Below are 20,935 nucleotides of genomic sequence, written 5' to 3' on the forward strand. Positions count from 1 at the left end.
TTTCTTTCGGCGCCGCAAATTGTTATGGTACAGCTAACGTAACTTAGAACATGGTAGACCTTCCTATGTCAGCATTTGATTTAGCGTCTTTTATTGCCAATAACAAAGAAGACGAAGCACAAAAAATCATTCACAACGCGATGAAAGCATTCGACAACATCGCCATTTCTTTTAGCGGTGCAGAAGACGTTATACTCATCGACATGGCCGTCAAAGCCAAAAAAGACATTAAGGTGTTTTCCTTGGATACGGGCCGTCTGCACGCTGAAACCTATCGTTTTATCGAGCAGGTCCGTAAACACTACAAAATCAACATAGACATTCTCTCTCCAGACCGTGAGGCTCTGGAAACCTTCACGCGCGAAAAAGGTCTCTTTAGCTTTTTTGACGATGGTCACAAAGAATGCTGCGGCATTCGCAAAGTGCAGCCACTTAAACGCAAGCTGGCCACGCTGGATGCTTGGATCACCGGACAACGCAAAGACCAAAGTCCAGGCACGCGTAACGTTTTGGCGTTTGCGGAAAAAGACAGTGCATTTAGCACAGAGGAAAAAGATCTATTTAAATTCAACCCATTGGCAAATTGGTCTTCAGAAGACGTTTGGAACTACATCAAAATGTTTGACGTGCCTTACAATGAATTGCATTTGAAAGGATTTACCAGCATAGGTTGCGAGCCTTGCACACGTCCTATTTTACCCAATCAGCACGAACGTGAAGGTCGCTGGTGGTGGGAAGAATCGGAGCATAAAGAATGTGGTTTACACATCGGCAACCTCATCCCGACAGCGCAACAATAAGAACTCTACTCGCGACTAAGTGCCTGTGACAATCAGGCACTTTTTGTTGCGGTGACGACATCCTGTAATCGACTGTCGAGATGATGCTTCCAAGACGCCATAAAATGATCGTAACACGCTTCCAATTCATGTATGTGCTGCAACAACACCTCTCCAGCAGGCGTCATATTCGTTGTTCGACCATGCCTAATCAGCAAAGCTTCGCCCATTTCACGTTCTAGTTTTTGAATGTGCTGGCTGACCGCTGGCTGAGTCAAACCCAACTGCTTAGCGGTTTTCGTAAAACTCCCCGTTTCAACCAACGCCTTAAAAGTGATGAGATGTTGTGTATTCAGCATAAAGATTCCTTATAGTTACGCCCATTATGCCCAATGCCAATGTTATGAACATTGACCTATATCGTGTTTTCGTGAAAGACTGAGAATTATTGACCCTATGGATTCACAACATGATAAATGCACAAGATGCGATGTTACCTTGGCACGAAAGACAATCTGGTCATCAAGAATCACGCGATAACGACTATCGCACGCCTTACCAACGAGACCGAGCTAGAATCATCCACAGCGCGGCGTTTCGTCGCTTACAGTCCAAAACCCAAATCCTCGCCATTCGACAAAACGACTACAGCCGCACCCGCTTAACGCACTCTTTAGAAGTGGCCCAAATTGGCAATGGCATTGTGCATCAACTCAAATATAGCTCTCCTTCGGAAGCGGCTTTTCAGCCTTGGTTAGCCGATGACGCCTTGATAGAAACCGTTTGCCTAAGCCACGACATCGGCCACCCACCCTTTGGACACGGTGGCGAAGTCGCGCTGAATTACATGATGCAAACCTACGGCGGTTTTGAGGGCAACGCCCAGTCACTCAGAATCCTTGGAAAACGTGGCTCCTACTCACCGACCTTCGGTATGGACGTCACGCGTCGTACCTTATTAGGCATATTGAAGTACCCTGTTCTGCACGCCAGCGTAGTTGGCAAATACCCAGAAAAACCGGCTAACTTCCGTCAATTTAAAGCGTCTAATTGGGCACCACCAAAGTGCGTCTATCAAGAAGAACAAGACTTACTCGATTGGATCATTGAACCCTTTAGCCAAGCCGACAAAAGCTTATTACAAGAAGTCCACCAGGCCGATAATGACAACCACGCCAAAGCAAAACACGCCAGCTTCGACACCAGTATCATGGACCTCGCTGACGACATCGCCTACGGCGTTCACGACCTAGAAGACGCTATCGTGCTTGGTATGGTCACCAAAGACATGTGGTTGGAACACCTCGAACCCAAACTCGCCGCCTTGGCTTCTCCCTTTTTAGCGGAACACCTCAATGACATTCGCACGCAACTCTTCAGCCGCCAAAGCCACCTTCGCAAAGAAGCCATTGGCAGCCTAGTCAGCTGGTTTATTACCTCTTGTCGAGTCATCGAGAAAACACAATTTGAACACCCATTACTGCGCTTCCAAGTCGGCTTACCAGAAGGCCAGCGCCAAGCCTTAAATTTGTTAAAACAATTTGAAATGCAACACATCATCCAGCGACCAGAAGTGCAAATGCTCGTCTACAAAGGCCAGCAAATGTTATTGGAAATGTTCGAAGCCTACTCCGCCGACCCCGCCCGCTTGCTGCCCAGAGAAATCGCCAAAGAATGGCAAAAAAGCCAAGAACGCGGAGAAAACGGACTGCGCATCATCTGCGACTACATGGCCTCCATGACCGACGACTACGCCAGCCGCATGTACAATAAATTATTTGTTCCGAGCTTAGGCTCAGTGTTTGAACCAATGTAATTTGATCCCCTCCCCTTTTGTCTTCCAAGGGGAGGGTTAGGGAGGGGTTAACTTTGCCATAATCAGGCGTGTGGCGATTTTTAGACTGCAATTGCCTAATTGACAGGTTTTTGTAGGTCGGCCTTTAGGCCGTCAAAAGCCGAAGGAGGTACGACAATGATCAGGCATGTGACGATTTTTAGACTACAACTGTTTGATTGACAGGTTTTTGTAGGTCGGCCTTTAGGCCGTCAAAAGCCGGATCTCACCAACCCAAAAACCATGACGCACTAAACAAAACCAACGGAAATTGCTTAGCGCCCCCTCGAACACTACTTATCATCCGCCCCTAATCCCCACTCTCAGCTGAAAGATATTCCCTTCACAATCATGAGCATCGCAAACTTGGCGACCACCAAACGTCCAATTTTTAGGAGGGAATACAGCACCGCCTTTTTCTTTGATTCTTTCACTGATCACTTCGAATGGGACATCAACAAAAAATGTTGGCTTTAACGCGGTGTTCTCTCGCGCTTCAAACACATTCAACCCCTTTTTAGACACTTCTGTTTCAAGCAACACCAACTCAAAGTCACCACCGACCAATAGAGCATAAGAGTGGTCACCTTCTATCATCTGCAGGTCAAAAACATGAGCATAAAATATTGCCAACTTTTCAATCGATGATGCATAAATCACCAAACCTGTTTTCATGCATTCTCCCTCTTAAATTATTGAATAATAAACATTATTAAACCAATAACGAGCGCTATCTATTCATCAATGCTCTCTATTTTTTCCATGACAAAATTGGTTAGCGTCTGACCTCGAACCTCAACCTGCTGCGTGGTCACCACCTTAAAACCAAAACGTTCGAAAAAAGGACGAGCCGTAATACTGACATGGGAATAATAGCGCCTTACCCCTTGCGAACGCCCTACCGCAAAAATATGTGCCATCAAAGCACGCCCTATTCCTTGACCCTGGTACTGATGATGACAGAAGAAATGATCAATCAAACCGCTCAACTGCAAATCAGCGTAACCCACTATCTGATCGTCTATTTCAGCCACAAACGGCGATATTTCTGACATCTTCTGCCGCCAGACAGCAAGATCGAATGATTGTGGCGCCCATGCTTCTACCTGAGCCTGAGAATAATCACGGATATTAATATGACGAACGGTATGAAAATAAATAGCCCACAGCGCGCTGGCGTCAGATTCTTTATAAGGTCGAATAGTACACAAAGCTTGTTTCTCTTTATTCAATGGATAGAGAAAAATGGGTGCCCTGCCTAGCCTTGCTATGACTGGCTTCCGAGAGTGGGTGGCTTGCTTATTTCTATGTCTCTTTTTACGTCGACTTCGCGCCATTGGCAAGCCTGATCTTTAAGACTCTTGACCCTGATTCACCAATTGCCTATCAGCGGCATTATCCGCTCCCTTGAAAGCCAATCCCTTGATATGATTGGCTTTCAAGGGTGGGTGGCTTGTTAAATTCTCTCTGGGTTTTGTAGGTCGGCCTTTAGGCCGTCAAAAACTGGATCTCACCAAACTATTCAATGGATAGAGCGATTTAAAGCATTTTCTATACTTACCGCTTTGGACGACGCCCTCCGCTTTCTAAACACGCTTCCATGGTTTGATATGCAGTAAAGTTCTTAGTTTTAGAGTAATAGGTGCTTCCTTTCGCATGACAAATCCCACTCTTACTCTTCTTAACTGGCGGTTCATCAGCGAATGCAATTTGCGTAGAAAAACTAAAGCATAGAGCGAAGATCGCAAACCATAACTTTCTGTTAAAAGCGACTTTCATGAACGATATCTCCGTAGATATAAGACCTTTAGCAAATGAACATGTGCAGAACAGCAAAGCACAACGAAAAATAGAGTGCTACTAACAAGCAAAAAAGTCTTTGAAACAGTGTCGGATGGAATCATCACTAAGAGATTTCACTTTAAGTAGACGCAACTTTACTCGTAAGAAGATTGATTGCTCAGCAAATAATCGTTAATTGTGCAGAAACATGTTGTATATTGCCATTGATAGGTACTTTATCTCATTAGATATAACGCCCTGTTAAGGTGTGAGCAACGCGATATCGATGCTTCCGCAAACCACCTTAAACACTAAACGCAACGCATAGCAAAAAATGCCAAGCGTTGCGAATCACTCTTAAACAGATTGTTAGCTATCTCGGACGGTACAGGGATTTCTACTGAGTTTCTTCTAACCGAATCTGATGAATTTTATCAATCAGTAAATCAGCAAAATCATCAATACTTTTCAGAGCGGCGTCTTCGGATTCATAATTGACCATAAATCCACCCTTGCCATTTGATTCATCAAACATTCCTGGTGGGTTATCAGACATCCACAGTGGAATAACAGAGTTTTCTCCAAATCGTTGTTTAAAATGGTCTGCTTCAAACTTGCACCAAACACGAGTCGGATATTCTTTGCTAAGGAAAGGAACAACAAACCTAGATTCAGAGCGATAAATGGGAGCTAAATACTCCTCAACATCAGCTGACAAAATTCTAGACTGTTCATTATTATCATAAAAGACAGAAATTTCATTATCTGCCAGTATAGAGTAAAGACGCTCTGCTAAACATCTCTGCGCACCAGCAAACGATAATGCAAAATCATATTTTGACTTAAAATCAACCCCATAGAAACCTATTTTCCGAGCGACCGCTGACCATGGTAGGTTTTTGATGTAATAGAAATATTTAGGATCTTCAACAGATAACTCTGTTGTTTCATCGTTATAGTAAATCACATTTGAATATTCATCATTGCTATGATAGTGCTCTTTTAGGTGGCCTTTTAGTGTAATTTGACCAACACTGTTTTTATGATTTGGGTGATCTATAAGATGTGATGTTATGTTTATACTCATATTATCAGATTCTGCGAGCCAATACAGAACATGTAAATACGGAGCTCTGCTTCCTTTTTTCACCCTCTGGCCTTTGCAGAAATTGATAGTAATAGCATAAAAACTATACACTAAATCGTCTAGGATAATTTGTTTGACAGCCTCAAAGCTAACGGTTGTTTTTCGAAATTCACCTTCATCAAACAGTTTGCTTTTTAAACAGGCATGGTGTGCTAGCATCTGAGCTAAATGAAAGCTGCCATGAGAATCCTGAACTATAGATGACTTAATAGCTATTTCAACATTTAGTGCTTTTTCACCTTTCTCTAATAATTCTTGTATTTTTGTATCAGAGTTAGATTCAAATCGAATAATATCTATTCTATTTCTAAGATCTGATGCATAGTTAATTAAAGAGTTGCCTGTCTTGTTGATTCCGACAAGGATTAACTTTGACTCATCGCTACCTTCATCAGCAAGGATTTTTAATAGGTCCGAAAATTCTTTCTTTAAGGTGTCATCTAACTTGTGAAAGTCATCGATAACAACTGTTCCAAAAGCATCTTTGTTTAGAAGATCACGTATTGAAGAGATATCGTTCCTTCTTCTTGCAGATAAAACACGTACGCCCTCTCCCAAATTAAGGCTATTAAGCGCCTTGAGAACACTTGTGGTTTTTCCAATTCCAGAGGGTCCTTCAATTACTACTCCTCGCCCCGGAGTCCTCAATGCGATGTACAATCGATCATACTCTTCAGGCTCTACAAACGTATGATCTGGTACACCTGATAGCTTGAATACTTCTTCTAATCTTTTAGGTGTGTTCATTTATCAATCCCGAAATTCTTTGAATATCCTATCATCTTATTTATTATATTCATTAGCTTAACAAGTGTACTTGACTCTGATAGGTCACAAAATTTAGCTTACGCTGAACCTGTTTATAACTAACGCCGCGCTCACAAGTAAATTAGGAGCGCAGCGAGTAATTTATCCTTGTGCAGCGCTTTGTTAAGGCTTTACTTGCCATATGTTTCGCACCAAGCATTACGCCCAATTTTGCAAACACTTAAGACTGCCACTGATACTGCACCAGCAATCAAACCATACGCGATGCTGAATTGAGCTGCGATTGCAGTGGCAAGTATTGTCACTATCTCTTTGAACGTTATTTCCGCACGTTTTCTTTCTTGAGTGTACTTACGAGACTGTGTGCAGAAATAATCATGCACTTCCTTTTTGATATTATTCCAGAATCCACTTTGTGATTTAGTACTACTGGCACCAACAGGTGAAATAAACGACATCTGCCTACGCTCTCCTGTAAGTTGCATGCCTATATTATCGAAGTCAGCTTGTTCCGCCTTACTCAGAGCAAAGGCACCTAATACACTTTCCCGCTGATAGGATGGTATTTCTGTGCGGATAAACTCCTCTGCTCCGGATATATCAATGATAAGTTCGGCCTCAGACATTTAGCCCTTCCTCTTTCATCAGGTTTATCCCGTACTCAATAGAAGTGGCATATGAAATGCTGCTCTCTGAGCCTAGGGCATAATTACCGATCATTATTCCACCTGAATTTCCTGAAGGATTGAACTTACCGCTAATCATGCCAATTATCTGCCCTGTGTGGACATCTACTAGAGGACCGCCGCTATTGCCGTCATGCACCATGCTATCTAATTGGAAGTGCTTTGTTCTGTTACTATTTATGGCCTTGGAACTAATTATTGATGAAGATGCTTTTAACGTATGAAGCCCCTTATCACCAAATGGGTAGCCGAAGTACAAAACACTTGCGCCTACAGGTGATTTGTTAGGATCGCCAAACATATTTGGCATTACGTTTGCCGTAACATCTCCTTTTAGCTTCAGAAGCGCACAATCATGAACGGTATCAAATTGAGCAACCTCTACATCGATCGTGTTAACTCTTTCATGAGTCATATTATTCCATTCATTGATAGGCTGAGTTGGAACTATTGCCAGCTGCATATCAAGTTGAATGGTGTGGGCACAGGTAAGCAGATAACCTTTTCCATCTACTAGGAAAGCTGTACCAAGAAACTCGACGCCATCGCCATTCCTTCTTAATAACATACAGCAACCATTGGCATGAGCAGCAACTAATTTTCGATACACCTAAATTCTCCTTGGTTTGTAGCCTTAACATTTTAATAGTGCGCATGCGCATCTACACTGTTTTTAAATTCCATATAAATCCCTATAAAAAACTGATTCAATGGCACTTTTTAACTGTTCCAACAGGCTGGTTAGTTGAAAATCCGAGCATGCGGGTTTGCACATTTATTCACAGCCTGTTGTTTCGTCTACCAATATTCTTATCCATTGATACTAAAGGTCTTTCTTACTTTCTACCAGTACAAAATTCTCTATCATTTTTTTGTCGCCCTAAAGGACGACCTACATGTGAAAGCTTCGCTTTCAACGGCATTTTTTTGTGATTAAAGAGTCGCTTCATGATGCCCTACGTTTTGGTTTTATAAGCTAGCTACGCAAAAGTCTGTTCGACACAACGAAGTTGCGCGACTTTATGGCGTTTCAGGGTCATTAACAGAAAGATTTGAAGAACACTTTGAACAAAGTGTTCTTCATTGAGATGTTAAGACGTTACTGGCAAACAGCCACTCTCCCATCTGTATTGTTCTGTTGTCTGTGCATGTTCATCAATCCTTTTAGGTTGATCAAGAGCATCGGCAGTACGATCAATGTGAAGGCGATGTTGGATAAAGGAACAGCCAACCAAACCCCATCAATGCCTAGGTATTTTGGTAAGATGAGTAGAAATGGCAGCTGTATCAACATGTTTCCGACGGAGACAAACAGGGCTTGTCCGCTTTTACCAATGGCGACGAAGTAGATAGATGACATGAATAAGAAGCCATCTAAAAACAATGCCATTAGGTGTAAATGAACACCATTTTTGCTTGCTTCAAGCAGTGCGTCGTTACCTGAAGTAAAAATGCCAATAAAGATTTCTGGAAAAAGGTTAAGCAGTATCACCAAAGCGATACCAGACCCAACAGTGACAGAAAACGCCAATTTTACGGTTTCGGTGATGCGTTTGTATTGCTTAGCCCCTAAGTAATAACTCACCGGTGGCTGCAAGCCACTTACTAAACCTTCGGCGAAGAAGTAGTAACAACTTGCTAAGTAACCCACAATGGCGAAAGCGGCTAGCTGTGTGGTGTCTCCGTAGGCCATAAATTGCATGTTATGGAACGCCATGACGAAGCTGAAGTAGATAAACATCACTAAGTTTGACGATCCCAACTGCACGATACGGATGGCGATGGCTTTATCAAGTTGCTTGACGGCCAGCTTGGTTTTGGCTTTTGCCGACGTAAAGTAATGTAGACACAATACACAGGTCGTCAGTTGGGCAATTAGGGTGGCAATGGCTGCGCCTTTTAATCCCATGCCGAGGAGGCCTAAAAAAACATAGTCCAGAACGATGTTGGTTAAGGCACCAGCGATGATAAATACCGTCGCAAAGTTCGGGCTGTCGTCATTTCGGACCAGCATCGGCATGGCGCTCGCACCAATCGAAATAAGTGCACCGAACGACATTATTTGTACATAGCTCCAGCTCATTTCCAGAATGACGCCTGTTGCGCCTTGAATATTGAGCAGACTTTTGCCAAACGCAATAAACACGACAGACGCCAACAAGCCGATCAAAATGATCAAAAAAAGCGCTGTGACGAGTGTTGCTTGAGTAGCGGCAAGGTTTTTCTCGCCGCGATATTGGGACAATACGCTGCCACCGCCCATGCCCACCAGCAAACCAAAGCCCATTATTAAACCAAGCAGGGGAATAGCCATATTGATGCCTGCGAGCCCTTCTGCGCCAACAAAGTGGCCCACGAAAAAGCCATCAATAATCTGATACAGACCACTGACTAACATGGCGACGATGGAAGGAATCGCAAAACGCCAAAATGCGCCTGCAACAGATTGTGACGGTTGAACCGGTGTAGCGGCTTGCATAACTTAAATATCCAGAAGGTTAGATTGCAGGCATAATATATTTAATTGAGATATAAGAAAGTTAGTTACCATCCGATTAAAGGATGGGTTGGAAGGGTTAGCGAGCGGCGAAATACCCGTTTTAGGAGTTTGTTATGAATTGGACATTGGATCAGTTACTGGCGTTTGTTACCGCTGCGGAGCTGGGTTCTTTTTCGGCCGCAGCCAGACAATTGAAAAAGGCACAATCGCGCATCAGCAGCGCCATCGCTAATTTAGAATTGGATTTAGGGTTTGAGTTATTTGATCGCCGTTCTAAATTCCCCGTATTAACGCCTCTGGGTAAAGAAATGCTTCCCGAAGCGAGAGCGGTACTTAACCAGTGCTTACGCCTAGACTCACGTGCGTTATCAGCGGCAAACAAAGAACCTATTTCGTTACGCATCGCGCTAGATGAAGCCTTGCCACTGGAAACCATCCACTCTATTTTCTCTCACGTTGGCGATTTATTTCCCAACACACATTTGGTGATCACTAACGGATCACAAGACGATATTGCCATTGCCATTGCGAATCAAAAAGCGGACATTGGTTTTATGATCAGCAACAGTGCCTTGCCACCAAAATTAATCATGCAATCTTTGGGATATTTTAAAAAAATCCTGATTGTCGGTAAAAAACACCCTCTTGCTCAAGAAAATGTTTTAAGCCTTGCGCAACTACAACAACACCGTCAGTTCGTACTGTGCAACCGTTCAGGAGAGAATCGCGAAAATGCCTTAAGCCCAAATCATTGGGATTTAGACAGTTATTATTTGATTTGTGAATTGGTAACACAGAATCAAGGCTGGGCCATCGTGCCTGAGCATATAGCCAAAGCACATTGGTTTGTTGAGCAGATCAAAATTGCCAAAAGTGACTTCTTAACAGAACAGTTAATTGAAATAGGCATAGTAAAACGACTCGACAGCCCAAGCAGCAAACTGACAGATTGGATTACTGAGCAAATGCGCCATTTAATGGACAATCGCGCTATTTAGATAATAGCGTTTCAAATAAGAGGGTTAAAACTCTCTACCAAGAAGCAAGACGTCGTCTTTGATCTGTTCATTTTGGGCAATATTAGGCAGTAGTCCCCATTGCTCAAACCCTTGGCGTTTGAAGAAGTGCTGGCTTGTGAGGTTACTCGCGTAGATATAAGCGATAAGGTGAGTAAAACCTATGTAGTGACGTTCTTTTTCTAAGTAGTTAAACAATTGTGTGCCAATGCCTTTTCTATGCGAAGTGGGCAAAACATACAGGCTAATTTCGCTAGCAGAGTCGAAAGCAGGCAGTCCGTAGAAGGGTTCAATGGAGCACCACGCCATCACGTCACCCTGCTCTTCAAATACGAGCATAGGGTGTTTGTCTGTCGCATTTTCCAGCCAATCCATGACCTCGAGCAAACCGATGTTCAATTGTCGATGACCGATATGATCGAATAAATCACATTGCTGAAATATGCTCAAGATAGCAGGGGCATCGTCTAATATAGCGCGACGAATACCCTTGCTTACAGAAAACGACATACGTGACCACTACCCCTGTTGGAGCAAACGACGTAGGTCAATAACGGCGGTGTTGGCACGGGCAATATAAGAAGCCATCACCAAAGAGTGATTTGCCAAGACACCAAAACCACTGCCATTTAAGATAAACGGCGACCAGATGCTGGCTTGTGTTGCTTCTAGCTCACGGATGATTTGGCGCAAACTAACCAATGCGTTTTTGTCTTGCAAGGTGAACACAAAGTCCACTTCTACCGCACGTAACATGTGGATCAGCGCCCAGCTTGTGCCTCTTGCTTCGTAGAATACGTCATCGACTTTAGACCAAGGGGTCCTGACATAACGTGTATTTTCATCCGACTCTAATTGCGGTTTATCCTCTATAACACTGGCCGATAAACGCTGCGACAAGCTCCCGAGGCGAGTACTGACATCTGACAGCCAGTCCGCAAGGTTGTCAGCACGGGCATAAAACTGCGCTTTATTGTTGGACTCGCCTGATAAACGATCCAAGTATTCCATTAACTCTTTGTTACCACGGCGGTATTCACTTTCACTGGATGGCAAGGCCCAGCTTTTATTGTCAAAATTGAATTGTGGTTCAGCAATTTTTAAATTGACGTCTTCGGTAGACTGGGATTGCGAACGACTAAACTCTTTACGAAATGCCCTCGCTAAGTCACGAGACTGCACCAACACACCAAACTCCCAAGCAGGCATGTTATCCATGAAGACGCCAGGCGGCGTAATATCGTTAGAGATAAAACCACCCGGTTTTTCCAGTAACGTATCCACTATGGAATGCAATGTACTGGCCGTGGTGTAGCCAACAGCCAGTTTCTTACTGTTGTCTAAATAACCGCGCTGGGCCGCTTTTTCTTTTGCCACCGCCACAACATCAAATTGATCTGGTTCACGGCTCCAGTACATGCCTAAAAAGCTGAGTAACACAGCCATTATCAGTATGGCAAAAAAAGCCACTTTCCCCATACCTGACATATTAATGTTTGGCTTTAAACTCTGCATTTTACCCTTTAACCGTGACATCATTGACCTACCTTAATCTTGTTGTAATTCCACTATGTTATCAGCGCGATGATACGTCATCGCACGAACACGAAACTCTGTAACACGACTATTAATGATCTGATAAATCAAACGTGCTTCTTTGTCATTGGGCCAATAAATGATAATGGACTGCTGTGTCTTTGCCACTTCATCTATAATAGGCTGCATTCTGGCAATTATCTCGTTTTCACTCAAACTAAAAAGATTACTTGGCAACGCGTATTGCCCTTCTTTTAGGGTTCTTTTCACGTCTTTGATGTTACCACTTTTATGCGTTTGGCCACGCTGCGATTTTATACGAGAAGACATTTCTGCAATCACGGGATCACCAGGATTCACAGAACGCGCATGCTCTAAATACAGAGCGGATTTTGCATAGTCTTTACTCTGGGCCGCTTTCCAAGCCCACTGAGTATAAACGTCCACAATGGCACTTATGCCTTGACTAGCTCTAACGTTGCCAGGATCTCGACCCAATGCCGCCTGAAAATATAAATTGGCATTGTCATCTACCGGCGTCAGAAAACGCTCTTCAGCAAGCGCTTCTTCGCCCATTGCAATCAAGTTTAGCGTAACGCGTTCAAACGAGTTGGGCGTTTTCACCACTTTCGCTTGCTGCGCTGACGCTTTTACAGGCACAGGGGGCTTGCTCGCAGGGACTTGTTTTGGCGCTGCTTGCTGGGATTGTATTTTTGGTGCGGGCTGACTTTTCTGTGTTGGTTTTACATTTCCCTGACAACCTGTCAAGAAAACCCCAATAATTAGAAAAGAAACTAGGTTTTTACTCAATTTATCCCCTTGCGATTGGCAACTTAAAGATGGGTTGGTAGTCTACACCTTATACTCAGCGTGATGAAATATGGATTTACACAACTCGCTCAACTTGATTGAAGATATTTATGCGCCCACTCGCTTTACTGTTTCTACTCTTGTTCCACAGCTTTTGCCAAGCGTTCACTTTCGGCCCCACATCAAGCCTTTCAAAACCCGATTTTTTACCTGTTGATCAAGCTTTTCAGTTATCTGTTTCCGCCCCGAAAGACGGTAAATTCATCGCCACATGGCAGATTCACGACGGTTACTATTTATACCAAGAACAATTCAGCTTGTCTGGTGAACACGCGAATAAATTGCATTTTTCACCTTTTCCTGCCGGTGAAGCAAAACAAGACCCCTATTATGGTGACGTCATCGTCTATCGTGATCAATTATCTCTACCGATCTACTATGACATCAAATTGGCACCAGGCACTCAGATTAATGCCATGTTAACGTATCAAGGCTGTGCTGATAAGGGGTTGTGTTACGCGCCTCAAACCACGCCCATTCAATTTACCGTACCAACCTTGTCACCCGAAATAAGCGAAAATAACGTACAAAACACGCCCCAACGTCCCCTCTATTCTGAGGCTCAATATAAACCTATCGAGCTTTCAGAAGCGCAAGCGGTCAGCCAACTGATGAGCAGCAATGCACTGTGGACAACGCTGGCGATCGTATTTGGATTGGGATTACTACTCTCTTTAACGCCTTGCGTTCTTCCAATGATCCCTATTGTGAGCGCTATTGTGGTGGGTACTCGCCACTCAAGGCTTGGTGGCTTTTACTACAGCGCCGTTTATGTTTTTGCCATGGCGCTCACATACGCCATGATAGGTGGATTGGTTGGCATTTTTGGGACTCAGCTAAATTTGCAAGCGCAGCTTCAAAATCCGGTATTACTGGTGATCAGCGCCATTCTGTTTGTCTTTCTTGCGATGGCCATGTTTGGCGTTTATGAACTCAGATTACCCAGTGCTTGGCAGCAACGCTTCCAACTGTCAAACAAGGAGTCTGGCTCGACATGGCAATCAAGTTTGAGTGTGTTTGCTGCTGGCGTGCTATCCACCCTTATCGTCTCACCCTGCGTCTCAGCCCCGCTCGCTGGCATTTTGCTTTTCATTAGTAGCCAAGGTGATGCTTGGTATGGTGCCATGATGCTATTTGTCATGGCGCTTGGAATGGGGGTTCCTTTGCTGCTCGTTGGCGCATTTGGCCCGAAAATACTCCCGAAAAGCGGCGAATGGCTGCAAGATATAAAGGTGCTAATGGGATTTGGTTTATTCGCCATGGCAATCTGGTTACTCACTCGTTGGGTACCAGCAAACAGTCACCTGTATCTATGGGGCGCACTTGCGTTGGCAGCCAGTGGCTATTTTGTTCATCGGTCATGCCGCCACACAGGCTCACACCCCGTCCGATGGTTTTTCGCCTTGGTGCTCTTTGTGATGGGTAGTATGCAGTTTTTGGGGGGAGCAACAGGCAACACCACCCCTTTAACCCCCTTGAAAAATTTTTCATCGGCCTCAACAACATTAAAGCAAGACGTTGTTTTTGATGCCACTATTACTAATTTAGACGAACTTAACGACATTATTGCCAATCAAGATACTCGACCAATCGTCTTGGATCTTTATGCCGATTGGTGTGTCAGCTGTAAAGTGCTAGAAGCCATGTTTGTGGCTCCTGACGTCTCACCCTTACTTAATCAGGTGCAGTTAATTAGAGTCGATGTCACAAAAAATTCCGCACAAAATCAAGCTTTGATGCAGAAATTCCAACTATTTGGCCCGCCATCGCTGGTGTTTTTAGATCAGGATGGCAATGAACGCAAAACACTAACGCTGATGGGAGAACCAACAAAATCGACTCTTATTAATAGGCTAGAGGCGATTACTTTGCCGTAATTTCAAACAAGAACCCCTAGGTTTACTGCAGGCTAAAAATCAACCACAGTAAACATTTTTAGGTTTTTTTGCCGCATAACTGGACAATATCCTGCTTTTTATCGATAATTTCCAGTTACATGCTTTTACAATTCTTGTTTTTCATAAAAGCGCGATTTGCAGATTACAGCAAACTGTTACACAGAAATTTATACATAGAGAGTTTGAGCTAAGACAAAGACAGATAAGAACGTCAGTAGAAATAAACGAAAAAGCCGCTTTTGCAATCTTGCCGATAACGCTTTGAAAGGTATTTTGACCCCGTTTTAATCGTCGGTGGCACTGAGCAAAACCTCTAATAGTCGGTGACTTACGTATCACTGATATCATCCATACAGACAGAAGAGAGTAACCATGGACATTCGTAAAATCAAAAAACTGATCGAGCTTTTAGAAGAATCTAACGTCTACGAGATTGAAATCAAAGAAGGCGAAGAAGCGGTTCGTATCAGTCGTGGTGGTGCGCCAGTTCAAGCACCTGTGATGCATGCTCCAATGATGGCGGCGCCTGCTGCTGCACCTGTTGCTGCCTCTACTGCAGCGCCTGAAGCACCAGCGGCAGTTACTGGCCATACGGTGAATTCTCCAATGGTTGGCACTTACTACAAATCTTCTGCGCCAGGTGCTAAACCTTTCATCCAAGTCGGCCAAAAAGTTAACGTGGGCGACACTATCTGCATCGTTGAAGCCATGAAAATGATGAACCAAATTGAAGCTGATAAATCTGGTACCATTGGCGCGATTCTTGTAGAAGATGGCGAGCCAGTTGAGTTTGACCAGCCTCTTATTACTATCATTTAATCAACGCAAAGGTTTCATCATGCTCGATAAGGTATTGATTGCTAACCGAGGCGAAATCGCGCTGCGTATTTTACGCGCGTGTAAAGAGCTCGGTATCAAAACCGTTGCGGTTCATTCGAAAATTGACCGCGACTTATTACATGTGCGCCTTGCAGATGAATCTATCTGTATAGGACCCAATCCATCGTCTCAAAGTTACTTGAATATCCCTGCGATCATCAGTGCGGCTGAATTGACAGATACTTCTGCTATTCACCCAGGCTATGGTTTCCTTGCGGAAAACGCAGACTTTGCAGAACAAGTTGAAAACTCTGGCTTCGTTTTTATCGGCCCAAAAGCAGAAACTATCCGCCTAATGGGTGACAAAGTGTCGGCTATCAGAGCAATGAAAGAAGCTGGCGTTCCGACTGTTCCTGGTTCAAATGGCCCAGTACCTTCTGACCCAGAAGAATGCTTGCGCGTTGCGAGAGAAATCGGTTTCCCTGTGATTGTTAAAGCGGCAGCAGGTGGTGGTGGTCGTGGTATGCGCGTTGTTCACAACGAAGGCAGCCTACTAAAATCCATTAGCATCACGCAATCTGAAGCAGGCTCTTACTTCGGCGACAGCACGGTTTATATGGAGAAATTCCTACAAAACCCTCGTCACGTGGAAGTTCAAGTCTTGGCTGATGGTCAAGGCAACGCGATTCACCTATACGACCGTGATTGCTCTTTGCAACGTCGTCACCAAAAAGTATTGGAAGAAGCACCAGCACCAATGTTGAATGAAGAGTCTCGTCAAGCGTGTTTAAAAGCGTGTGTCGATGCTTGTATCAAGATCAACTACCGTGGCGCGGGTACGTTTGAGTTCCTTTACGAAGATGGCAACTTCTACTTCATCGAAATGAACACACGTGTTCAGGTAGAACATCCGGTTACCGAAATGGTGACGGGCGTAGACATTGTAAAAGAACAGCTTCGCATTGCGAGCGGCTTGCCTTTGTCTTTGAAACAAGAAGACATCAAACTCAATGGCCATGCGGTTGAATCTCGTATCAACGCAGAAGACGCAAGAACCTTCATGCCATGTCCAGGTAAAGTGGAATATTTCCATGCACCAGGCGGTATGGGCGTTCGTGTTGACTCTCATTTATACAGTGGCTACACAGTACCACCTACGTACGATTCAATGATTGCTAAAATCATTTGTCATGCGCCTGACCGTACTGCTGCACTAAAACGCCTTTCTGGCGCTCTAGATGAAACCTTCATCGATGGTATCAAAACCAATATAGAGCTACAAAAAGACCTAGTAAATGATGCAAACTTCATTGCTGGTGGCGTTAACATCCATTATTTGGAGAAAAAACTCGGTCTATAAGGACTGGAGTTTTGCCCCTAGTGATAAGATAAATCACTAGGGGCAATCATTTTCCTCTCGCCTCTCGCTCCAAGCTTCGCTATTCTATTCCTGTTTGTTTTATTGTTGGACTCCACTTTATGCCTTGGCTTCAAATACGTATTCATACCACGCCCGATCATGTCCCAGCTTTCGAAGACACCCTTCTTGATTGCGGTGCCTTGGTTGTCACTTTTGAAGACGTCCATGACGACCCTGTCTATGAACCAGATCTCAACACGACGCCCCTGTGGAAACACACCAAAGTCACGGGATTATTCGAAGCGGACGCAGACATTGAGCATATTCGCCCGGTTGTGGAACACAAAGCCGCATCGTTAGGCGAAACAAACATGGACATGAAAATAGAAATACTTGAAGACAAAGACTGGGAAAGAGAATGGATGGACAACTATCATCCTATTCAATTTGGCGAACGTCTTTGGGTATGCCCAAGCTGGCGCCAAGTTCCTGACCCAAACGCGGTCACGCTGATGCTTGACCCAGGTTTGGCATTCGGCACGGGCACACACCCTACAACAGCGCTGTGTCTCCAATGGCTAGACAGCATTGATTGCCAAGGCAAAACCATTATAGATTATGGCTGTGGTTCCGGCATACTCGGCATTGCAGGCTTATTGCTAGGCGCAAACAACATGGTGGGCATCGATATTGACCCGCAAGCGGTGCAAGCAACCGAAGCCAATGCAGAACGCAACAACATTGACCCAAGCCGCTTGGAAGTAAAGCTTCCACCATACGAATCAGACCTACAGGCTGACATTGTTGTGGCGAATATTCTTGCAGGTCCATTGGCCAACCTAGCACCTACTATTTCTGCTTTAGTCAAAACGAAAGGCCAACTCGCCCTTTCAGGGATACTGGCTAATCAAGCTCAAGAAGTGATAGACGCCTATCAAGAATGGTTTACCATTGACTCCATTACAGAAAAAGAAGAATGGGTTCGTATTGTCGGCACTAAGCACGCATAATCCCCCACTCACTCAGTATAGATTTAAACAGGAAGACAGTACCCCATGGCCACTAGCCTAATCACCCGTTGCCCAAAATGTTCAACCGCATTTAGAGTAAGCGATGAAGTATTAAGCATGGCCAAGGGCAAAGTCAGATGTGGCCAATGTTTTCATATCTTTAATGCCAGCGACAGCATCAACGACAAAACAAAAGCCGAGCCTTCAACACCATCAGACAAGGCAGCCATATCTCCCGCAAAACCCACTCCTGCGCTTTCAGAGACAGGCAATATAAGCGCATCGATAGAAAAACGACTGCCGCCAACAGAAGAAATCGTCAACCCTGATTGGCTAGACACGCTATTTGATGACAAAGACCTCACGCCTTTTGATGAAAAAGACACCCAGACATTCCTAGACACTCGTCAAAATGAAAGCACCACACCAACTAGAGCAGCGGATAAACAACCCGATCGCCCAAGAGAGACATTGAACGCCAAACGCTCAATGACGGCCACTCGATCTGAGGAACCAGCCCCTTGGGAAGTTGAGCTTGCCGAAGTGGAAGCGGCTCTTAAAGCGGCACCTGCGGTCAAAACCAACGCACAAAACAATACACCGCCAAACTCGAACGCAATGGCGAACAGTGAGCTTTCAGATGCGCTAAACGCAGTCAAGACAACCAATGCAACATGGCAGACCACAGCAAAGCCATTCAGCAACCAGCCACAACCAGCTACACAAAAAGAACCCGACTACATGGCGGCGCTCCATTCGCTTGCCCAAAGTGCAGCGGAACAAACTCGCCCGTCGGATATCAAGAACCAACACACCATTCTTGAACAACTGTCCGCTCAACAAAGCCTCGGCCCCTTACTGGGAGACAATGAACCCAGTTCACGCCATAAAAAAGGCCATCCGTGGTTGTGGTTTTTTGCCTCCGTGTTCGGCATAGTGTTACTCACTCTGCAAGTTGCGATGCATTTTTTTGAAGAAGGCAGCCGCTCTTCTAACTTTAGGTCTCTTTACCGAACCATTTGCTCTTACTCTGGCTGCGTTCTACCACGATTTGAAGACGTCAGTACAATAACTATTCAGCATGTGCGGATACAAAGTCACCCGACCTTGCCCAACACGCTGTTGGTGAACGCCATTATCACCAACGCCAGTCATTTTTCTCAGCCAATGCCCAAAATTGCCTTAGAATTCTTTGATTTGAATGGTCAGCCTGTTGCTGCTCGACTCTTTTCACCAACCGATTATCTGCAAAAAGACTTTCTTGATATCACTTATATGCCGCCCAATACGCCAATTCATCTTGTTATCCCCATACAAGATCCAGGAGCTCGCGCCGTGACTCACCAACTGAAAGCCTTTCCAGCAGACACTCGCTCCTACTAGTTTTCAGGTCTTTTCCTGCAAAGGGTTAAAAAAGGACAAAAAATAGTCAGTTTTTAGCCTGTCAAGACTTCAAAAACAGCGATTGCATAGGTATTATTCACGCCCGCTCGACGCTGTCGACGATCTTTAACATTCAATCCAGTATTCAGGAACATCATGGCATTTGCTATTGGCCCATATTGCGTTGACAAACCGGTTATTCTAGCTCCTATGGCTGGTGTAACAGATTTGCCTTTTCGCCGCCTTTGTCATGATCAAGGGGCAGGCTTAGTGGTATCAGAAATGGTTACCTCTGATGTTCGCCTGTGGAACTCGACAAAAAGCCGCCATCGTTTAATCCATGATGCGGAAGTCTCGCCGAGGTCCGTTCAGATTGCTGGCGGTGATCCCGAAATGATGGCAGAAGCCGCCCAACAAAATGTTGAGCTTGGCGCGCAAATCATTGATATCAATATGGGGTGTCCCGCCAAAAAAGTATGCAACAAAGCAGCAGGCTCCGCATTACTAAAAGATGAAGCACTCGTTCGTGAAATACTGGAATCGGTTGTAAATAGTGTGTCTGTTCCAGTCACTCTAAAAATCCGTACAGGATGGAGTCTAGATCAAAAAAACGGTCTTGCGATTGCAAAAATGGCAGAAGACATCGGCATTCAAGCCCTAGCAATCCATGGCAGAACGCGGGAATGCAAATTCCAAGGACAAGCTGAATACGACACGATTGCAGAGATTAAGCATCATTTGAGCATCCCTATTTTTGCTAATGGGGACATTAAAGACGCGCAATCAGCAAAATTTGTGAAAGATTACACCAAGGCTGATGGCATCATGATTGGTCGGGCTGCACAAGGAAGACCGTGGATTTTTCGCGAAATAAACCACTATTTAGAAACAAACGAATTGTTAACACCTCCCTCTTTATCTGAGGTGAGACAGCTTGTTATTAACCATGTGAACGCTCTACACCAATTTTATGGTGATTATTTGGGTGTGCGTATTGCGCGCAAGCATGTTGGTTGGTACCTGCAAACGTTAGCGGATAACACACAATTTCGCAGCCTGTTTAACCGTATTGATAATGCGCAAGAACAGCTTGATAGATTGGAAGAGTTCTTTGTTTGCCAGTAGGCAAACGAACCTTACAGTTAATGTAATGAACATCAAAAAGAAGGGGTAGATCCCTCTTCTCTATGATAGTCAGTACACATTAATACATGGTTAGCTTTAAAAAATAGAAGGTCATTCTGTGGTAGAACAAACTCATACTCATACGTTTCAAGCCGCTTCTTCAGAGCAGTCACAAACCCTACGTGACAATGTTGAAAAAGCCCTACAAAACTATTTCGCTCATCTTGATGGGCAGCCAATAACAGACTTATATCAGTTAGTCTTAGCCGAGGTTGAGGCGCCTTTGCTAGAGTCTGTCATGAGCTACACAAAGGATAACCAAACCAAAGCATCCACCATCCTTGGGTTAAACCGAGGAACACTTCGTAAGAAGTTAAAGCAATACGGCATGCTATAAGCACAAAGAAAAAAGGGCGAATTCG

General features: G+C 44.4%; 21 protein-coding genes. 10 read left to right on the forward strand and 11 right to left on the reverse strand.

Going from position 1 to position 20,935, the window contains the following annotated elements; translation table 11 throughout:
* Positions 1-65: 65 nt before the first annotated feature.
* Positions 66-800, forward strand: a complete 735-nt coding sequence (locus DKT73_RS14595; protein WP_111639291.1) for a phosphoadenylyl-sulfate reductase — start codon at positions 66-68, stop codon at positions 798-800.
* 32 nt (positions 801-832) lie between these two features.
* Here DKT73_RS14595 and DKT73_RS14600 read toward each other — a convergent pair whose 3' ends face one another.
* A complete protein-coding gene (locus DKT73_RS14600) occupies positions 833-1,138 on the reverse strand; it encodes a LysR family transcriptional regulator (protein WP_111639292.1) in 306 nt (101 codons plus the stop codon).
* A gap of 110 nt (positions 1,139-1,248) precedes the next feature.
* On the opposite strand from DKT73_RS14600, the gene DKT73_RS14605 reads away from it, so the two are divergent.
* A complete protein-coding gene (locus DKT73_RS14605) occupies positions 1,249-2,595 on the forward strand; it encodes an anti-phage deoxyguanosine triphosphatase (protein ID WP_111639293.1) in 1,347 nt (448 codons plus the stop codon).
* Positions 2,596-2,913: 318 nt separating this feature from the next.
* On the opposite strand, the gene DKT73_RS14610 is transcribed toward DKT73_RS14605, so the two are convergent.
* The 7 genes from DKT73_RS14610 to DKT73_RS14645 all read right to left on the reverse strand — a co-directional run bounded on the left by DKT73_RS14610 (position 2,914) and on the right by DKT73_RS14645 (position 9,475).
* On the reverse strand, positions 2,914-3,288 hold the full coding sequence (locus DKT73_RS14610; protein ID WP_111639294.1) for a VOC family protein: 375 nt from the start codon (positions 3,286-3,288) through the stop codon (positions 2,914-2,916).
* A gap of 59 nt (positions 3,289-3,347) precedes the next feature.
* Positions 3,348-3,824 carry a GNAT family N-acetyltransferase gene (locus tag DKT73_RS14615; protein ID WP_111639295.1) on the reverse strand — a complete coding sequence of 159 codons (477 nt, stop codon included), beginning with the start codon at positions 3,822-3,824 and terminating at the stop codon, positions 3,348-3,350.
* Positions 3,825-4,170: 346 nt separating this feature from the next.
* On the reverse strand, positions 4,171-4,392 hold the full coding sequence (locus tag DKT73_RS14620; protein ID WP_198666634.1) for a hypothetical protein: 222 nt from the start codon (positions 4,390-4,392) through the stop codon (positions 4,171-4,173).
* A gap of 400 nt (positions 4,393-4,792) precedes the next feature.
* Positions 4,793-6,289: a TIR domain-containing protein gene (locus DKT73_RS14630; RefSeq protein ID WP_111639296.1), complete on the reverse strand. Its 1,497-nt coding sequence runs from the start codon at positions 6,287-6,289 to the stop codon at positions 4,793-4,795.
* A gap of 191 nt (positions 6,290-6,480) precedes the next feature.
* On the reverse strand, positions 6,481-6,936 hold the full coding sequence (locus tag DKT73_RS14635) for a hypothetical protein (protein ID WP_111639297.1): 456 nt from the start codon (positions 6,934-6,936) through the stop codon (positions 6,481-6,483).
* On the reverse strand, positions 6,929-7,606 hold the full coding sequence (locus DKT73_RS14640; protein ID WP_111639298.1) for a S1 family peptidase: 678 nt from the start codon (positions 7,604-7,606) through the stop codon (positions 6,929-6,931). The genes DKT73_RS14635 and DKT73_RS14640 overlap by 8 nt, the downstream gene beginning before the upstream one ends.
* A gap of 489 nt (positions 7,607-8,095) precedes the next feature.
* Complete coding sequence (locus tag DKT73_RS14645; protein WP_111639299.1) at positions 8,096-9,475, reverse strand: MATE family efflux transporter; 1,380 nt, start codon at positions 9,473-9,475, stop codon at positions 8,096-8,098.
* Between the two features lie 134 nt (positions 9,476-9,609).
* Between DKT73_RS14645 and DKT73_RS14650 the strand changes: the two genes are divergently transcribed.
* Positions 9,610-10,494 carry a LysR family transcriptional regulator gene (locus DKT73_RS14650; protein WP_111639300.1) on the forward strand — a complete coding sequence of 295 codons (885 nt, stop codon included), beginning with the start codon at positions 9,610-9,612 and terminating at the stop codon, positions 10,492-10,494.
* Between the two features lie 24 nt (positions 10,495-10,518).
* On the opposite strand, the gene DKT73_RS14655 is transcribed toward DKT73_RS14650, so the two are convergent.
* The 3 genes from DKT73_RS14655 to DKT73_RS14665 are packed head-to-tail and all read right to left on the reverse strand — an operon-like array spanning position 10,519 to position 12,858.
* The gene (locus tag DKT73_RS14655; RefSeq protein WP_111639301.1) at positions 10,519-11,022 is read right to left on the reverse strand and encodes a GNAT family N-acetyltransferase; all 504 of its coding nucleotides are present in this window, start codon (positions 11,020-11,022) and stop codon (positions 10,519-10,521) included.
* A gap of 9 nt (positions 11,023-11,031) precedes the next feature.
* Positions 11,032-12,048 (reverse strand): DUF2333 family protein, encoded by a 1,017-nt coding sequence (locus DKT73_RS14660; RefSeq protein WP_111639367.1) that lies wholly within the window; start codon positions 12,046-12,048, stop codon positions 11,032-11,034.
* 12 nt (positions 12,049-12,060) lie between these two features.
* Positions 12,061-12,858: an SPOR domain-containing protein gene (locus DKT73_RS14665; RefSeq protein ID WP_111639302.1), complete on the reverse strand. Its 798-nt coding sequence runs from the start codon at positions 12,856-12,858 to the stop codon at positions 12,061-12,063.
* A 110-nt stretch (positions 12,859-12,968) separates the two neighbouring features.
* Between DKT73_RS14665 and dsbD the strand changes: the two genes are divergently transcribed.
* The 7 genes from dsbD to fis all read left to right on the forward strand — a co-directional run bounded on the left by dsbD (position 12,969) and on the right by fis (position 20,910).
* Positions 12,969-14,795 (forward strand): protein-disulfide reductase DsbD, encoded by a 1,827-nt coding sequence (gene dsbD, locus DKT73_RS14670; protein WP_111639303.1) that lies wholly within the window; start codon positions 12,969-12,971, stop codon positions 14,793-14,795.
* Between the two features lie 393 nt (positions 14,796-15,188).
* Positions 15,189-15,635: an acetyl-CoA carboxylase biotin carboxyl carrier protein gene (gene accB / locus DKT73_RS14675; RefSeq protein ID WP_111639304.1), complete on the forward strand. Its 447-nt coding sequence runs from the start codon at positions 15,189-15,191 to the stop codon at positions 15,633-15,635.
* Positions 15,636-15,654: 19 nt separating this feature from the next.
* Positions 15,655-16,995 carry an acetyl-CoA carboxylase biotin carboxylase subunit gene (gene accC / locus DKT73_RS14680; RefSeq protein ID WP_111639368.1) on the forward strand — a complete coding sequence of 447 codons (1,341 nt, stop codon included), beginning with the start codon at positions 15,655-15,657 and terminating at the stop codon, positions 16,993-16,995.
* A gap of 119 nt (positions 16,996-17,114) precedes the next feature.
* A complete protein-coding gene (gene prmA, locus DKT73_RS14685; protein WP_111639305.1) occupies positions 17,115-18,005 on the forward strand; it encodes a 50S ribosomal protein L11 methyltransferase in 891 nt (296 codons plus the stop codon).
* A 45-nt stretch (positions 18,006-18,050) separates the two neighbouring features.
* Complete coding sequence (locus tag DKT73_RS14690; RefSeq protein WP_111639306.1) at positions 18,051-19,388, forward strand: zinc-ribbon and DUF3426 domain-containing protein; 1,338 nt, start codon at positions 18,051-18,053, stop codon at positions 19,386-19,388.
* Positions 19,389-19,544: 156 nt separating this feature from the next.
* A complete protein-coding gene (dusB, locus tag DKT73_RS14695; protein WP_111639307.1) occupies positions 19,545-20,513 on the forward strand; it encodes a tRNA dihydrouridine synthase DusB in 969 nt (322 codons plus the stop codon).
* 118 nt (positions 20,514-20,631) lie between these two features.
* Complete coding sequence (gene fis / locus DKT73_RS14700; RefSeq protein WP_012070668.1) at positions 20,632-20,910, forward strand: DNA-binding transcriptional regulator Fis; 279 nt, start codon at positions 20,632-20,634, stop codon at positions 20,908-20,910.
* Positions 20,911-20,935 lie beyond the last annotated feature (25 nt).

Source organism: Marinomonas shanghaiensis, from assembly GCF_003259175.1.
Lineage (GTDB): Bacteria > Pseudomonadota > Gammaproteobacteria > Pseudomonadales > Marinomonadaceae > Marinomonas > Marinomonas shanghaiensis.

Bases quoted from the DNA above. Each gene is read 5' to 3' on its own strand.
- DKT73_RS14595 (WP_111639291.1), top strand. From the start codon at position 66: ATGTCAGCATTTGATTTAGCGTCTTTTATTGCCAATAACAAAGAAGAC.
- DKT73_RS14600 (WP_111639292.1), bottom strand. From the start codon at position 1,138: ATGCTGAATACACAACATCTCATCACTTTTAAGGCGTTGGTTGAAACG.
- DKT73_RS14605 (WP_111639293.1), top strand. From the start codon at position 1,249: ATGATAAATGCACAAGATGCGATGTTACCTTGGCACGAAAGACAATCT.
- DKT73_RS14610 (WP_111639294.1), bottom strand. From the start codon at position 3,288: ATGAAAACAGGTTTGGTGATTTATGCATCATCGATTGAAAAGTTGGCA.
- DKT73_RS14620 (WP_198666634.1), bottom strand. From the start codon at position 4,392: ATGAAAGTCGCTTTTAACAGAAAGTTATGGTTTGCGATCTTCGCTCTA.
- DKT73_RS14630 (WP_111639296.1), bottom strand. From the start codon at position 6,289: ATGAACACACCTAAAAGATTAGAAGAAGTATTCAAGCTATCAGGTGTA.
- DKT73_RS14635 (WP_111639297.1), bottom strand. From the start codon at position 6,936: ATGTCTGAGGCCGAACTTATCATTGATATATCCGGAGCAGAGGAGTTT.
- DKT73_RS14645 (WP_111639299.1), bottom strand. From the start codon at position 9,475: ATGCAAGCCGCTACACCGGTTCAACCGTCACAATCTGTTGCAGGCGCA.
- DKT73_RS14650 (WP_111639300.1), top strand. From the start codon at position 9,610: ATGAATTGGACATTGGATCAGTTACTGGCGTTTGTTACCGCTGCGGAG.
- DKT73_RS14655 (WP_111639301.1), bottom strand. From the start codon at position 11,022: ATGTCGTTTTCTGTAAGCAAGGGTATTCGTCGCGCTATATTAGACGAT.
- DKT73_RS14660 (WP_111639367.1), bottom strand. From the start codon at position 12,048: ATGTCACGGTTAAAGGGTAAAATGCAGAGTTTAAAGCCAAACATTAAT.
- dsbD (WP_111639303.1), top strand. From the start codon at position 12,969: ATGCGCCCACTCGCTTTACTGTTTCTACTCTTGTTCCACAGCTTTTGC.
- accB (WP_111639304.1), top strand. From the start codon at position 15,189: ATGGACATTCGTAAAATCAAAAAACTGATCGAGCTTTTAGAAGAATCT.
- accC (WP_111639368.1), top strand. From the start codon at position 15,655: ATGCTCGATAAGGTATTGATTGCTAACCGAGGCGAAATCGCGCTGCGT.
- prmA (WP_111639305.1), top strand. From the start codon at position 17,115: ATGCCTTGGCTTCAAATACGTATTCATACCACGCCCGATCATGTCCCA.
- DKT73_RS14690 (WP_111639306.1), top strand. From the start codon at position 18,051: ATGGCCACTAGCCTAATCACCCGTTGCCCAAAATGTTCAACCGCATTT.
- dusB (WP_111639307.1), top strand. From the start codon at position 19,545: ATGGCATTTGCTATTGGCCCATATTGCGTTGACAAACCGGTTATTCTA.